Source organism: Methylocystis rosea SV97 (assembly GCF_000372845.1).
In the GTDB taxonomy this organism is placed as follows: Bacteria; Pseudomonadota; Alphaproteobacteria; order Rhizobiales; family Beijerinckiaceae; genus Methylocystis; species Methylocystis rosea.
The window spans coordinates 230406-242190 of the sequence record NZ_KB889963.1 but is presented as its reverse complement, the minus strand read 5'-3'; the positions used below and the strand labels follow the sequence as shown (position 1 = coordinate 242190).

General features: G+C 62.3%; 18 protein-coding genes. 16 read left to right on the top strand and 2 right to left on the bottom strand.

Features of this window, described 5'->3' with window-relative positions; translation table 11 throughout:
- Window positions 1–234: 234 nt before the first annotated feature.
- Window positions 235–660 carry a hypothetical protein gene (locus tag A3OO_RS0101345; protein ID WP_018406029.1) on the top strand — a complete coding sequence of 142 codons (426 nt, stop codon included), beginning with the start codon at window positions 235–237 and terminating at the stop codon, window positions 658–660.
- Between the two features lie 198 nt (window positions 661–858).
- Here A3OO_RS0101345 and A3OO_RS0101340 read toward each other — a convergent pair whose 3' ends face one another.
- Window positions 859–1098 carry an HP1242/YdcH family protein gene (locus tag A3OO_RS0101340; RefSeq protein ID WP_018406028.1) on the bottom strand — a complete coding sequence of 80 codons (240 nt, stop codon included), beginning with the start codon at window positions 1096–1098 and terminating at the stop codon, window positions 859–861.
- A 506-nt stretch (window positions 1099–1604) separates the two neighbouring features.
- On the bottom strand, window positions 1605–1835 hold the full coding sequence (locus tag A3OO_RS23910) for a hypothetical protein (protein ID WP_198008731.1): 231 nt from the start codon (window positions 1833–1835) through the stop codon (window positions 1605–1607).
- A gap of 340 nt (window positions 1836–2175) precedes the next feature.
- On the opposite strand from A3OO_RS23910, the gene rpsL reads away from it, so the two are divergent.
- The 15 genes from rpsL to rpsQ all read left to right on the top strand — a co-directional run bounded on the left by rpsL (window position 2176) and on the right by rpsQ (window position 11711).
- Window positions 2176–2547, top strand: coding sequence for a 30S ribosomal protein S12 (gene rpsL / locus A3OO_RS0101320; protein ID WP_014890767.1), 372 nt, complete (start codon window positions 2176–2178; stop codon window positions 2545–2547).
- A gap of 11 nt (window positions 2548–2558) precedes the next feature.
- Window positions 2559–3029, top strand: a complete 471-nt coding sequence (rpsG, locus tag A3OO_RS0101315; RefSeq protein ID WP_018406024.1) for a 30S ribosomal protein S7 — start codon at window positions 2559–2561, stop codon at window positions 3027–3029.
- A gap of 11 nt (window positions 3030–3040) precedes the next feature.
- Entirely contained in the window at window positions 3041–5116 is a 2076-nt protein-coding gene (gene fusA / locus A3OO_RS0101310; protein ID WP_018406023.1) for an elongation factor G, read from the top strand.
- 46 nt (window positions 5117–5162) lie between these two features.
- Window positions 5163–6353 (top strand): elongation factor Tu, encoded by a 1191-nt coding sequence (gene tuf, locus A3OO_RS0101305; protein WP_018406022.1) that lies wholly within the window; start codon window positions 5163–5165, stop codon window positions 6351–6353.
- Between the two features lie 112 nt (window positions 6354–6465).
- Window positions 6466–6774 (top strand): 30S ribosomal protein S10, encoded by a 309-nt coding sequence (rpsJ, locus tag A3OO_RS0101300; protein WP_014890764.1) that lies wholly within the window; start codon window positions 6466–6468, stop codon window positions 6772–6774.
- Between the two features lie 57 nt (window positions 6775–6831).
- Window positions 6832–7569, top strand: a complete 738-nt coding sequence (gene rplC, locus A3OO_RS0101295; protein WP_040573532.1) for a 50S ribosomal protein L3 — start codon at window positions 6832–6834, stop codon at window positions 7567–7569.
- Window positions 7570–7572: 3 nt separating this feature from the next.
- Window positions 7573–8193, top strand: a complete 621-nt coding sequence (gene rplD, locus A3OO_RS0101290) for a 50S ribosomal protein L4 (protein WP_018406020.1) — start codon at window positions 7573–7575, stop codon at window positions 8191–8193.
- The gene (locus A3OO_RS0101285; protein WP_018406019.1) at window positions 8190–8486 is read left to right on the top strand and encodes a 50S ribosomal protein L23; all 297 of its coding nucleotides are present in this window, start codon (window positions 8190–8192) and stop codon (window positions 8484–8486) included. Before rplD ends, A3OO_RS0101285 begins: the two co-directional genes overlap by 4 nt.
- 21 nt (window positions 8487–8507) lie before the next feature.
- Window positions 8508–9347, top strand: a complete 840-nt coding sequence (rplB, locus tag A3OO_RS0101280; protein ID WP_018406018.1) for a 50S ribosomal protein L2 — start codon at window positions 8508–8510, stop codon at window positions 9345–9347.
- A 3-nt stretch (window positions 9348–9350) separates the two neighbouring features.
- Entirely contained in the window at window positions 9351–9629 is a 279-nt protein-coding gene (gene rpsS, locus A3OO_RS0101275) for a 30S ribosomal protein S19 (RefSeq protein WP_018406017.1), read from the top strand.
- Window positions 9630–9651: 22 nt separating this feature from the next.
- On the top strand, window positions 9652–10038 hold the full coding sequence (rplV, locus tag A3OO_RS0101270; RefSeq protein ID WP_018406016.1) for a 50S ribosomal protein L22: 387 nt from the start codon (window positions 9652–9654) through the stop codon (window positions 10036–10038).
- A gap of 13 nt (window positions 10039–10051) precedes the next feature.
- Window positions 10052–10801 (top strand): 30S ribosomal protein S3, encoded by a 750-nt coding sequence (rpsC, locus tag A3OO_RS0101265; RefSeq protein ID WP_018406015.1) that lies wholly within the window; start codon window positions 10052–10054, stop codon window positions 10799–10801.
- A gap of 24 nt (window positions 10802–10825) precedes the next feature.
- Window positions 10826–11239: a 50S ribosomal protein L16 gene (gene rplP, locus A3OO_RS0101260; RefSeq protein ID WP_018406014.1), complete on the top strand. Its 414-nt coding sequence runs from the start codon at window positions 10826–10828 to the stop codon at window positions 11237–11239.
- Window positions 11240–11249: 10 nt separating this feature from the next.
- A complete protein-coding gene (gene rpmC, locus A3OO_RS0101255) occupies window positions 11250–11462 on the top strand; it encodes a 50S ribosomal protein L29 (protein WP_018406013.1) in 213 nt (70 codons plus the stop codon).
- A gap of 6 nt (window positions 11463–11468) precedes the next feature.
- Entirely contained in the window at window positions 11469–11711 is a 243-nt protein-coding gene (gene rpsQ, locus A3OO_RS0101250; RefSeq protein ID WP_018406012.1) for a 30S ribosomal protein S17, read from the top strand.
- The last annotated feature ends 74 nt before the right edge of the window (window positions 11712–11785 follow it).

Genomic DNA, 11785 nt, shown 5'->3' with positions numbered 1-11785 from the left:
CCGCTTATACACAATATTGCTAAAAAAATCACCTTGTGCCTGGGTATGCGCAATTAAACATAATGACGACAATGGGATAGCTTAGCAGGAGCGACAGTCGGCGGCGTCCCCGGGGTCTTGGAAAATCTCGGGTTTTCGCCAATTTGCTATAGGTTCTTTTAGCCCCGACGCCGGTCGGCTCTAAGGCAAGTGAAAAGAGGCGCAGCGCGCGGCGTCAGCCCCAGGAGTGGATCGATGAGCGAAGATTGGGCATATCAGGTTCGGGTCAATCTCGTCGAGGATGCGGCAAAGCTCGCGCGCAAGGAGCCGGAAAATCCGGCGCTCAAGCCTCTCAGCGACATTCTCGCCAAATATAACGCGAAGCTTCGGAACCAGCTCGACGCTTTTGCCGAATATGTCGCCGCGGCCGAACAGCGCGGGGAGGAGAATTTCCCGCTCTACAAATGGACCAAGGCGGTGATCGAAGACCCGGCGAAAATCGAGAAGCACAGCAAAGCCTTCTCGATCCATGTCGCCGGTGAGGAAATCTATGGAAAGGACGTCGCCGACGCGCTTGAGGCGGAACTTCAGCCCCTCGTCGGCGGTCCGCTGGTCGCCCGATTGACTAAGCACGACAGCAACCCCGCGAACAATCCGCAGGCGCCTGCGCAATATCGTTAGAGCAGCCACGGCGGGCGGTCGGTTCGCCGCGTCATGGCCGCGCTTGTCGCGGCCATCCACGCCGTGGCGCCTTCCCTGGCGCGCCTTCCAAGTCAATAGCGCGGTCGCCTCGTGATGTGCGGCGCAAGGCGGGGCATGACGGCAAACTGCGCGGCGCCCGCTCCCTCTCCCGCGTCTCGGGGGAGGGGGTCGCGAGGCTTACGCCGTTTCGAGAAAGCCGGCGATCTCATCCTTGAGGACCAGCCGCTTCTTCTTGAGGTCTTCGATCGTTGCGTCATCCGCCGGCTCGACATTGGTCTCCATGCGGTGAATGGCGCGATTGAGCGTGTGATATTCCTCAGTGAGGCGCGCGAAGTGCGCGTTCTTGGCCTTCAAGGCGTGAATGGCCTCGGCGTGTTCGGGAAATTCTTCGTGCAACTCATGCGCAACATGGCTCATTCGAGCTTCCTTCCTTGATCAACTTTGGCGGCGTCGCCGTCGCAGTGGGGGATGATGTTACCGGCCCGCGCCAGGCGCAATGCCGTCGGCATGCGACCAAACTGCGCAGATGAGACGGCTTCTGCGGATTTGGCGGCTGCGCCCGTCCCGAGCCAACGGCGCGCCGGCGCCACACGGTTGCGATCGGTCGGCCATAATCTCGGGGCGGTCTCGATCCAACTGTAGCATGCAGCGTTCAGAATGGCGAAGGCACGCCAAGCTGGGGCGCCTACTCGAAACGCCATTTGCCCTTGCGCTCTCAGTAGGCGTGGCCGCCAGGCTCAAAGATACGCGAGGGGATCTTTCCACGCAGCACCCGATAGACCCAAGCGGCATAGGCCAGAACAATCGCGAGAAAAATGATAACGGCGATGATCATGATGAACAGCGTCAGACGAACAGCGTCAATGACTCGATGAGGCGTGCCCGGCAGTGCTCGCCGCGCTATCGATGGGCGCCAGCTGGAGCTAAGCGTTCTCGCGTCTCGGCCAGACCGGATCGAAGCGCTGGAGCCGAAAAAGGGCAAGGACATGGGGCCCGCCATTAACGGCTGGGATGAGCTTGCAAAGAAGCTCGGCGAGCATGTCGAGCCGGGGATTGAGTTTTTGAAGAATTTTCACTTCGGGCGGATGAGAGCCGTCGCGTCGATACACAATCCCAATAAAATCCTGGCGGCAAGCAGATGCGAATTTCTTCAATCATGACAGATTCTTTGCTTGACGCCGCCCAGCGTCGCCATTAGGTTCCGCCCACTTTCGACAGGCCGTAAGTTCATGCCGTCGGCGAGCGCCTCGCTCTCGATCCTTCGAACTTAAACGCTGTCGCCTTGCCTGTGACCGCCAAATATAGTTGGTAATCAGCACGTCGCGAAAGCGACTGACAGGAAGGCACGATCCCGGCGACGGGATCCTCTGCGTTAGAAGCGCCTTGGCCCTTACGGCCATCGGCGCTTCGCTCGTTTGCGCGTGCCTTTAAGGGCCATGCGCGGCGGGATCCCTTGACATCCGCCATTCGCAATCACGCGAAGGACCCTATTGAATGCCGACGATCAGCCAATTGATCCGCAAGCCGCGCCAAGCGCCGACCTATCGCGAGAAGGCGCGCCATCTGCAGTCCTGCCCGCAGAAGCGCGGCGTGTGCACTCGCGTCTATACGACGACGCCGAAGAAGCCGAACTCCGCGCTTCGCAAGGTCGCCAAGGTGCGCCTGACCAACGGATTCGAGGTCATCGGCTACATCCCGGGCGAGGGCCATAACCTTCAGGAGCACTCGGTCGTGATGATCCGCGGCGGCCGCGTGAAGGATCTTCCCGGCGTCCGCTATCACATTCTGCGCGGCGTGCTGGACACGCAGGGCGTCAAGGACCGCAAGCAGCGCCGTTCGAAATACGGCGCGAAGCGTCCGAAGTAAGGAGCCGTTCGATGTCTCGTCGCCACCGGGCCGAAAAACGTGAAGTGATCGAAGACGCCAAATTTGGCGACATCGTTCTCACGAAATTCATGAACTCGATCATGTACGACGGCAAGAAGTCGGTCGCCGAGCAGATTGTCTATGGCGCGCTCGATCAGGTCGAGTCGAAGGCCAAGAGCGATCCGCTCGCCGTCTTCAAGCAGGCGCTCGAGAATGTCGCGCCGGCGATCGAGGTTCGGTCCCGCCGCGTCGGCGGCGCCACCTATCAGGTGCCGGTCGAAGTGCGCAACGAGCGTCGTCAGGCGCTCGCCATCCGCTGGATCATCACCGCGGCCCGCGCCCGCAACGACAAGACCATGGTCGACCGTCTGTCGGCCGAACTGCTCGACGCGTCCAACAACCGCGGCGCCGCGGTGAAGAAGCGCGAAGACACGCATCGCATGGCGGAGGCCAACCGCGCCTTCTCGCACTACCGCTGGTAAGGACAACCGTCATGGCCCGCTCTCATCCGATCGAGGACTACCGTAACTTCGGCATCATGGCCCACATTGATGCGGGCAAGACGACGACGACGGAACGCATCCTCTATTACTCCGGCAAGAGCCATAAAATCGGCGAGGTGCATGAAGGCGCCGCGACGATGGACTGGATGGAGCAGGAGCAGGAGCGCGGCATCACCATCACGTCCGCCGCAACGACGACGTTCTGGAACGGCAAGCGCCTCAACATCATCGACACGCCCGGCCATGTCGACTTCACCATCGAAGTCGAGCGCAGCCTGCGCGTGCTCGACGGGGCCGTATGCGTGCTCGACGGCAATCAGGGCGTCGAGCCGCAGACCGAGACGGTCTGGCGTCAGGCCGACAAATACAATGTGCCGCGCATCGTCTTCGTCAACAAAATGGACAAGATCGGCGCCGACTTCGACCGCTGCGTCGAGGAAATCAAGACCCGCGTCGGCGGCCGCCCGGTTTGCGTGCAATTGCCGATCGGCTCCGAGTCGAATTTCAAGGGCATTATCGATCTCGTGCGCATGAAGGCCGTCGTCTGGGAAGACGAAGGCCTTGGCGCGAAATATCACGACGAAGAGATTCCGGCCGACCTGCTCGACAAAGCCAAGGAATATCGTTTGGCGCTGATCGAAGCCGCGGTCGAAATGGACGACGAGGCCATGGCGGCCTATCTCGACGGCCAGGAGCCGGACGAGGAGACGCTGCACAGGCTCATCCGCGCCGCCGTGCGCAAGATCGCCTTCATCCCGGTGTTCTGCGGCTCGGCCTTCAAGAACAAGGGCGTGCAGCCGCTGCTCGACGCGGTCGTGCATTATCTGCCGTCGCCGGTCGATCGCGAGGCGATCAAGGGCGTCGACGTGGACACGGGCGAGGAGCTGGACCGCAAGCCGCTCGATTCCGAGCCCTTCTCCATGCTCGCGTTCAAGATCATGGACGATCCCTTCGTCGGCACGATCACCTTCGCCCGCGTCTATTCGGGCAAGATCGACTCCGGCACGACAGTGCTCAATTCGACGAAAGAGAAGAAAGAGCGCATCGGCCGCATGCTGCTGATGCACGCCAATAATCGCGAAGACATCAAGGAAGCCTTTGCGGGCGACATCGTCGCGCTCGCGGGCCTCAAGGACACGCGCACCGGCGACACGCTCTGCGACATGCAGAAGCCCGTCATTCTGGAGCGGATGGAGTTTCCGGATCCGGTCATCGAGATCGCCATCGAGCCGAAGTCGAAGGCCGATCAGGAGAAGCTCGGCATCGCGCTGCAGAAGCTCGCCGCCGAGGATCCCTCTTTCCGCGTCTCGACCGATCAGGAAAGCGGCCAGACCATCCTCAAGGGCATGGGCGAACTGCATCTCGACATCAAGGTCGACATCTTGAAGCGCACCTATAAGGTCGACGCCAATATCGGCGCGCCGCAGGTCGCTTATCGCGAGCGTCTCGGCCGCAAGCTCGAGATCGACTATACGCATAAGAAACAGACCGGCGGCACCGGCCAGTTCGCGCGCGTGAAGATCATTTTCGAACCCAATGAAGCCGGCAAGGGCAATGAGTTCGAAAGCAAGATCGTCGGCGGCGCGGTGCCGAAGGAATATATCCCGGGCGTCGACAAGGGAATTGCGTCGGTGACGACGTCCGGCATTCTCGCCGGCTTCCCGGTCGTCGATCTGAAAGCCACGCTCATCGACGGCGCCTTCCATGACGTCGACTCGTCGGTGCTCGCCTTCGAGATCGCCTCGCGCGCCGCGACGCGCGAAGCGCTGCAGAAGGGCGGCTCGGTGCTGCTCGAGCCGATCATGAAGGTCGAAGTGGTGACGCCGGAGGAATATACCGGTTCTGTCATCGGCGATCTGAACTCCCGTCGCGGACAGATTCAAGGTCAGGACATGCGCGCCAACGCCGTGGTGATCAACGCCATGGTGCCGCTCGCCAACATGTTCGGCTACGTCAATCAGCTGCGCTCCTTCACGCAGGGACGTGCAAGCTACACGATGCAATTCGATCACTACGAACAAGTCCCCGAAGCGGAGTCGAAGAAGGTCCAGGCGAAATACGCCTGATCTCGAACGCGACGGGGCGACAGGTACTCTTCAAAGGAGCACGGCGATGGCCAAGGAAAAGTTTTCACGCACGAAGCCGCACTGCAACATTGGGACGATTGGGCACGTCGACCATGGCAAGACGTCTTTGACGGCGGCGATCACCAAGGTGCTGGCGGAGACGGGCGGCGCGACCTTTACGGCCTATGATCAGATCGACAAGGCGCCGGAAGAGAAGGCGCGCGGCATCACGATTTCGACGGCGCATGTCGAATATGAGACGAAGAACCGCCATTACGCCCATGTCGACTGCCCCGGCCACGCGGATTATGTGAAGAACATGATCACCGGCGCGGCGCAGATGGACGGCGCGATCCTGGTGGTCTCGGCCGCCGACGGGCCGATGCCGCAGACCCGCGAGCACATTCTCTTGGCCCGTCAGGTCGGCGTGCCGGCGCTCGTCGTGTTCCTCAACAAGGTCGACATGGTCGACGATCCGGAGCTTCTGGAGCTCGTCGAGCTCGAAGTGCGCGAGCTGCTCAGCAAGTATGAGTTCCCCGGCGACGACATTCCGATCACCAAGGGTTCGGCGCTGTGCGCGCTCGAGGGCAAGAACCCCGAGATCGGCCATGACGCGATCCTGAAGCTGATGGAGACGGTCGACGCCTACATCCCGCAGCCGGAGCGGCCGAAGGATCAGCCGTTCCTGATGCCGGTCGAGGACGTGTTCTCGATTTCGGGCCGCGGCACGGTGGTGACGGGGCGCATCGAGCGCGGCGTGATCAAGGTGGGCGAGGAAGTCGAGATCGTCGGCATCCGTCCGACGACGAAGTCGACGGTGACGGGCGTCGAGATGTTCCGCAAGCTGCTCGACCAGGGCGAGGCGGGCGACAATGTCGGCTGTCTGCTGCGCGGCACGAAGCGCGAGGACGTCGAGCGCGGCCAGGTGCTGTGCAAGCCGGGCTCGGTGAAGCCGCACACGAAGTTCAAGGCTGAGGCGTATATCCTCACCAAGGAAGAGGGCGGCCGTCATACGCCGTTCTTCACCAACTATCGCCCGCAATTCTACTTCCGCACGACGGACGTGACCGGCATCGTCACATTGCCCGAGGGCGTGGAGATGGTGATGCCGGGCGACAATGTGACGATGGAAGTCGCGCTGATCGTGCCGATCGCCATGGAGGAGAAGCTGCGCTTCGCCATCCGCGAAGGCGGCAGAACAGTCGGCGCCGGCGTCGTCGCCAGCATCATCGAGTAAAGCGAATCCCGGGCCGCGGGCCAAGCGCTCGCTCTTGTGAAAGAAGTCGCGCGCAACGGCGCGCGGCGCATGAAGGCGAGCAGAACTGCTCGCGGTCCTAAAGGACGGAAAAATGAACGGTCAAAATATCCGGATTCGCCTTAAGGCGTTCGATCACCGGATTCTCGACACGTCGACGAAGGAGATCGTCTCGACGGCCAAGCGCACGGGCGCTCAGGTCCGCGGTCCGATTCCTCTTCCGACGCGTATCGAAAAATTCACGGTGAACCGTTCGCCGCATATCGACAAGAAGTCGCGCGAACAGTTCGAGATCAGAACGCATAAACGCGTTCTCGATATCGTCGATCCCACCCCGCAAACGGTGGACGCGCTCATGAAGCTCGATCTCGCCGCCGGCGTGGATGTCGAGATCAAGCTCTAAACGGATTCAAGCGGCGCTCGCTAAAGGATGCGAGCGCGCTTTGCGAAGGATTGGATCATGCGGTCGGGCGTCATCGCGCAAAAGGTCGGAATGACCCGCATCTTCACGGAGGCGGGCGAGCATGTGCCGGTCACGGTCCTGAAGCTCGACGGCTGCCAGGTCGTCGCGCAGCGGACTCAAGAGAAGAACGGCTACACCGCCGTTCAACTCGGCATCGGCCGCGCCAAGGTCAAGAATGTCTCGAAGGCCGAACGTACGCGGTTCGCCGCGGCCTCGGTGGAGCCGAAGATGAAGCTCGCCGAGTTTCGGGTGAAAGAGGAAGAATTGCTGCCGATCGGCGCCGAAATCACGGCGGACCATTTCGTCGTCGGCCAGTTCGTCGATGTGACGGGAACCTCCACCGGCAAGGGCTTTGCCGGACCGATGAAGCGTTGGGGCTTCGGCGGTCTGCGCGCGACCCACGGCGTCTCCGTTTCGCACCGTTCGCACGGTTCGACCGGCGGCCGTCAGGACCCGGGCAAGACCTTCAAGAACAAGAAAATGGCCGGCCATATGGGCGTCGACCGCGTCACCACGCAAAATCTGCGGGTGGTGCAGACCGACCCTGCGCGGGGACTGCTGCTGGTCGAAGGCGCGGTGCCGGGCACGGCCGGCGGTTGGATTTTCGTGCGCGACGCGGTGAAGCGCGCGCTGCCGAAGGATGCGCCGCAGCCGGGCAAATTCCGCCTCGGCAACGGACAGGGTGAAGCCGCGAATTTAGACGCCGCTCCGCAAGAAGCGAACAAGGAGGACTGAGCCGTGAAGATCGACGTCACGTCGTTCGACGGCCAGGCGGCCGGTTCGATCGAACTTTCCGATGAGGTCTTCGGCCTTGAGCCGCGCAAGGACCTGATCTTCCGCATGATCCGCTGGCAGCTCGCCAAGCGGCGCGCCGGCACCCATGCGGTGAAGAACCGTGCCGAGATCGCGCGCTCGGGCAAGAAGCTGCACAAGCAGAAGGGCACCGGCGGCGCCCGTCACGGCTCGGCGCGCGCGCCGCAGTTTCGCGGCGGTGGACGCGCCTTCGGCCCGGTGGTGCGCAGCCATGCGCATGACCTGACCAAGAAGGTGCGCCAGCTCGCGCTGAAACACGCTCTGTCCGCGAAAGCCAAGGACGGCGGCATCATCGTTTGGGAGACGGCGGAGCTCGCCGAGCCCAAGACGAAGCTGCTCGTATCGAGTTTCGCCAAGACCGGCCTCGAGAACGCGATCATCATCGTTGGCGGCGCGCCGCAGAATAATTTCGTGCTCGCCGCACGCAATATCCCGAAGATCGACATTCTGCCCGTCGAAGGCGTCAATGTTTACGACATCCTCCGCCGCGAGAAGCTGGTGTTGACCCGCGCCGCGGTGGACGCGCTGGAGGCGCGACTGAAATGAGCAAGGACGTTCGCCATTACGACGTGATCGTCGCCCCGGTCATCACCGAGAAGGCGACGCTCGCCTCGGAGAGCAATAAGGTGGTCTTCAAGGTCGCGAAGACCGCCACGAAGCCGCAGATCAAAGCGGCGGTCGAAGGTCTCTTCGACGTCAAGGTCGAAGCGGTCAATACGCTGGTGCGCAAGGGCAAGCTCAAGACCTTCCGCGGTCAGCGCGGCCAGCAGAGCGACGTCAAGAAAGCGGTCGTGACTCTCGCCGAGGGCCACAAGATCGACGTGACGACCGGACTGTAAGGAAGGCGTGGGGATAGAACGATGGCGCTGAAGACATTCAAGCCGGTCACGCCGAGCCTTCGCCAGCTCGTCATTGTCGACCGCAGCGAGCTCTACAAGGGCAAGCCGGTCAAGACTCTGACCGAAGGCAAGAGCTCCAAGGGCGGGCGCAACAACGCCGGCCGGATCACCGTGCGTTTTCGCGGCGGCGGCCATAAGCAGGCCTATCGCGTCGTCGATTTCAAGCGGCGGAAGCTCGATGTCGCCGGCAAGGTCGAGCGGCTCGAATATGATCCGAATCGCACGGCGTTCATCGCGCTCATTCGCTACACGGACAATGAGCTTGCCTACATTCTCGCGCCGCAGCGGCTCTCCGTCGGCGACGAAGTGATCGCCGGCAATCAGGTCGACGTGAAGCCCGGCAACGCCATGCCGATCGCCAACATCCCTGTCGGCGCCATCGTGCACAATGTCGAGATGAAGATCGGCAAGGGCGGCGCCATCGCTCGGTCAGCCGGCACCTATGCGCAGATCGTCGGCCGCGACCAGGGCTATGTGATCGTCAGGCTGAATTCGGGCGAGCAGCGCCTGGTGCATGGCCAGTGCTTCGCGACGCTCGGCGCCGTGTCCAACCCCGATCATATGAACACCTCGATCGGCAAGGCCGGCCGCTCACGCTGGCTCGGCCGCCGCCCGCACAATCGCGGCGTCACGATGAATCCGATCGATCATCCGCATGGCGGCGGCGAAGGCCGCACCTCCGGCGGTCGTCATCCGGTCACGCCCTGGGGCAAGCCGACCAAGGGCAAGAAGACCCGCACCAATAAATCCACCGACCGTTTCATTGTGTCCTCGCGACACAATCGCAAGAAGAAGGGCTAACCCATGGCGCGCTCGATTTGGAAGGGCCCGTTCGTTGACGGCTATCTTCTTAAGAAGGCCGAGACCTCGCGCGGTTCAGGCCGCTCCGAGGTGATCAAGATTTGGAGCCGCCGCTCCACGATCATCCCGCAATTCGTGGGGCTGACCTTCGGCGTGCACAACGGCCAGAAACATATTCCCGTGGCAGTGTCGGAAGACATGATCGGGCACAAATTCGGCGAATTCGCTCCGACCCGCACCTTCCACGGCCATGCGGCCGACAAGAAGGCCAAGAGGGGCTAAGAGAGGCTAAGAGAGGCTCACGATGTCGAAGGAAGCCAATCCGCGCCGGCTTGCGGACAATGAAGCGAAGGCCGTCGCGCGCATGCTGCGCGTCTCGCCGCAGAAGCTCAATCTGCTCGCGCAGTTGATTCGCGGCAAGAAGGTGGATCGCGCGCTCGCCGATCTGGAGTTCTCCAGAAAGCGGATCGCGCATGAGGTGAAGAAGGCGCTTGAAAGCGCCATCGCCAACGCCGAGAACAATCACGGTCTCGACGTCGACGATCTCGTCGTCGCCCAGGCCTTTGTCGGAAAGGCGCTGGTGATGAAGCGTTTCCACGCCCGCGCCCGCGGCCGTGCGAGCCGCGTCGAGAAGCCGTTCGCCAATCTGACGATCATCGTGCGCGAAGTCGAAGCGCAGGCCAACGCCTAAAGGATTTAAAACCATGGGTCAGAAGGTTAATCCGATCGGGCTGCGACTGGGCGTCAACCGCACCTGGGATTCGCGCTGGTTCGCCAATAAGGGCGAATACGCCAAGCTCCTGCACGAGGACATGGCGATCCGCGAAACCGTGTCGAAAACGCTGAAGCAGGCGGCGGTGTCGAAGATCGTCATCGAGCGCCCGCACAAGAAGTGCCGCGTGACGATCTATTCGGCGCGTCCCGGCGTCGTCATCGGCAAGAAGGGCGCGGACATCGACAAGATTCGCAAGCTTGTGGGCAAGCTCACCGGCAGCGAAGTCGTCATCAACATCGTCGAAGTGCGCAAGCCCGAAACCGAGGCCGCGCTCGTCGCCGAGTCGATCGCCCAGCAGCTCGAACGTCGCGTCGCCTTCCGCCGCGCGATGAAGCGCGCCGTGCAATCGGCCATTCGGCTGGGCGCGCAGGGCATTCGCATCAATTGCTCGGGCCGTCTTGGCGGCGCCGAGATCGCCCGTCTCGAATGGTATCGCGAAGGGCGCGTGCCGCTGCATACGCTGCGCGCCGACGTCGATTACGGCACGGCGACCGCGCATACCGCCTATGGCGCTTGCGGAATCAAGGTCTGGATCTTCAAGGGCGAAATCCTCGAGCACGATCCGATGGCGCAGGATAAGAAGGCGGCCGAACAGGCGTCCGGCGGCGATCATGGCGATCGCGACCGCGGCGGCGAACGCCGCCGTCGCGAGCACCGCGAACCGCGCGACGCGGCGTAACGAACAAGATTAAAGAGCGCAATCATGCTGCAACCCAAACGCACCAAGTTCCGCAAGGCCTTTAAGGGCCGCATCCGTGGCGCCTCCAAGGCGGGCTTTTTGCTGAACTTCGGTCAGTTCGGCCTAAAGGCGCTGGAGCCGGATCGCATCACCGCGCGCCAGATCGAAGCCGCGCGCCGCGCCCTGACGCGCCATATGAAGCGCGCCGGCCGCGTCTGGATTCGCATCTTCCCCGACGTGCCGGTCTCCAAGAAGCCGACCGAAGTGCGTATGGGCAAGGGCAAGGGCGCGCCGGAATTCTGGGCCGTGCGCGTTGCGCCCGGCCGCATCATGTTCGAGATCGACGGCGTGCCGGCGCCTATCGCGCGGGAGGCCTTGACGCTTGCTGCCGCGAAGCTGCCGATTAAGACGCGCTTCATCGAACGCATCGCCGAATAAGGGGAACGTGATGAAATCCAAACAGCGCCTCTCCGACATCAAGGCGATGACCGAAGATCAGCTCAATGACGAAGTGCTGAAGCTCAAGAAAGAGCAGTTCAATCTGCGCTTCCAGCGGGCGACCGGCCAGCTCGAGAACACCTCACGCGTGCGCGTCGTTCGTCGCGACATTGCCCGCACGAAAACCATCGCCGCGCATAAGCGCGCCGAAAAGCAGGGTTAAAGCGCCATGCCGAAGCGAATTCTCCAGGGCGTCGTCGTCAGCGACAAGCAGAACAAGACCGTGGTGGTGAAGGTCGAACGTCGCTTCACCCACCCGCTGTTCCAGAAGACGGTGCGCCGCACGAAGAACTATCACGCCCATGACGAGAACGGCGCGTTCAAGGTGGGCGATTCGGTGACGATCGAAGAGACCGCGCCGATCTCGAAATTGAAGCGCTGGCGGGTCGTCGAAGTGACGGCCGAGGCGTAGTCGTTAGAACGAACTGTCCGGACGAAGTCGGCGAGTCAAAGCGGGCTTGCCGAAACCAGACCGGAACGAAAGGC

Coding starts and splice junctions, on each gene's coding strand:
- rplV (WP_018406016.1), top strand. CDS start 9,652: ATGTCGAAGGAAGCCAATCCGCGCCGGCTTGCGGACAATGAAGCGAAG.
- rplB (WP_018406018.1), top strand. CDS start 8,508: ATGGCGCTGAAGACATTCAAGCCGGTCACGCCGAGCCTTCGCCAGCTC.
- rpsG (WP_018406024.1), top strand. CDS start 2,559: ATGTCTCGTCGCCACCGGGCCGAAAAACGTGAAGTGATCGAAGACGCC.
- rpmC (WP_018406013.1), top strand. CDS start 11,250: ATGAAATCCAAACAGCGCCTCTCCGACATCAAGGCGATGACCGAAGAT.
- A3OO_RS0101345 (WP_018406029.1), top strand. CDS start 235: ATGAGCGAAGATTGGGCATATCAGGTTCGGGTCAATCTCGTCGAGGAT.
- rplC (WP_040573532.1), top strand. CDS start 6,832: ATGCGGTCGGGCGTCATCGCGCAAAAGGTCGGAATGACCCGCATCTTC.
- A3OO_RS0101285 (WP_018406019.1), top strand. CDS start 8,190: ATGAGCAAGGACGTTCGCCATTACGACGTGATCGTCGCCCCGGTCATC.
- rpsQ (WP_018406012.1), top strand. CDS start 11,469: ATGCCGAAGCGAATTCTCCAGGGCGTCGTCGTCAGCGACAAGCAGAAC.
- rplP (WP_018406014.1), top strand. CDS start 10,826: ATGCTGCAACCCAAACGCACCAAGTTCCGCAAGGCCTTTAAGGGCCGC.
- rpsL (WP_014890767.1), top strand. CDS start 2,176: ATGCCGACGATCAGCCAATTGATCCGCAAGCCGCGCCAAGCGCCGACC.
- tuf (WP_018406022.1), top strand. CDS start 5,163: ATGGCCAAGGAAAAGTTTTCACGCACGAAGCCGCACTGCAACATTGGG.
- A3OO_RS0101340 (WP_018406028.1), bottom strand. CDS start 1,098: ATGAGCCATGTTGCGCATGAGTTGCACGAAGAATTTCCCGAACACGCC.
- fusA (WP_018406023.1), top strand. CDS start 3,041: ATGGCCCGCTCTCATCCGATCGAGGACTACCGTAACTTCGGCATCATG.
- rpsC (WP_018406015.1), top strand. CDS start 10,052: ATGGGTCAGAAGGTTAATCCGATCGGGCTGCGACTGGGCGTCAACCGC.
- rpsS (WP_018406017.1), top strand. CDS start 9,351: ATGGCGCGCTCGATTTGGAAGGGCCCGTTCGTTGACGGCTATCTTCTT.
- rpsJ (WP_014890764.1), top strand. CDS start 6,466: ATGAACGGTCAAAATATCCGGATTCGCCTTAAGGCGTTCGATCACCGG.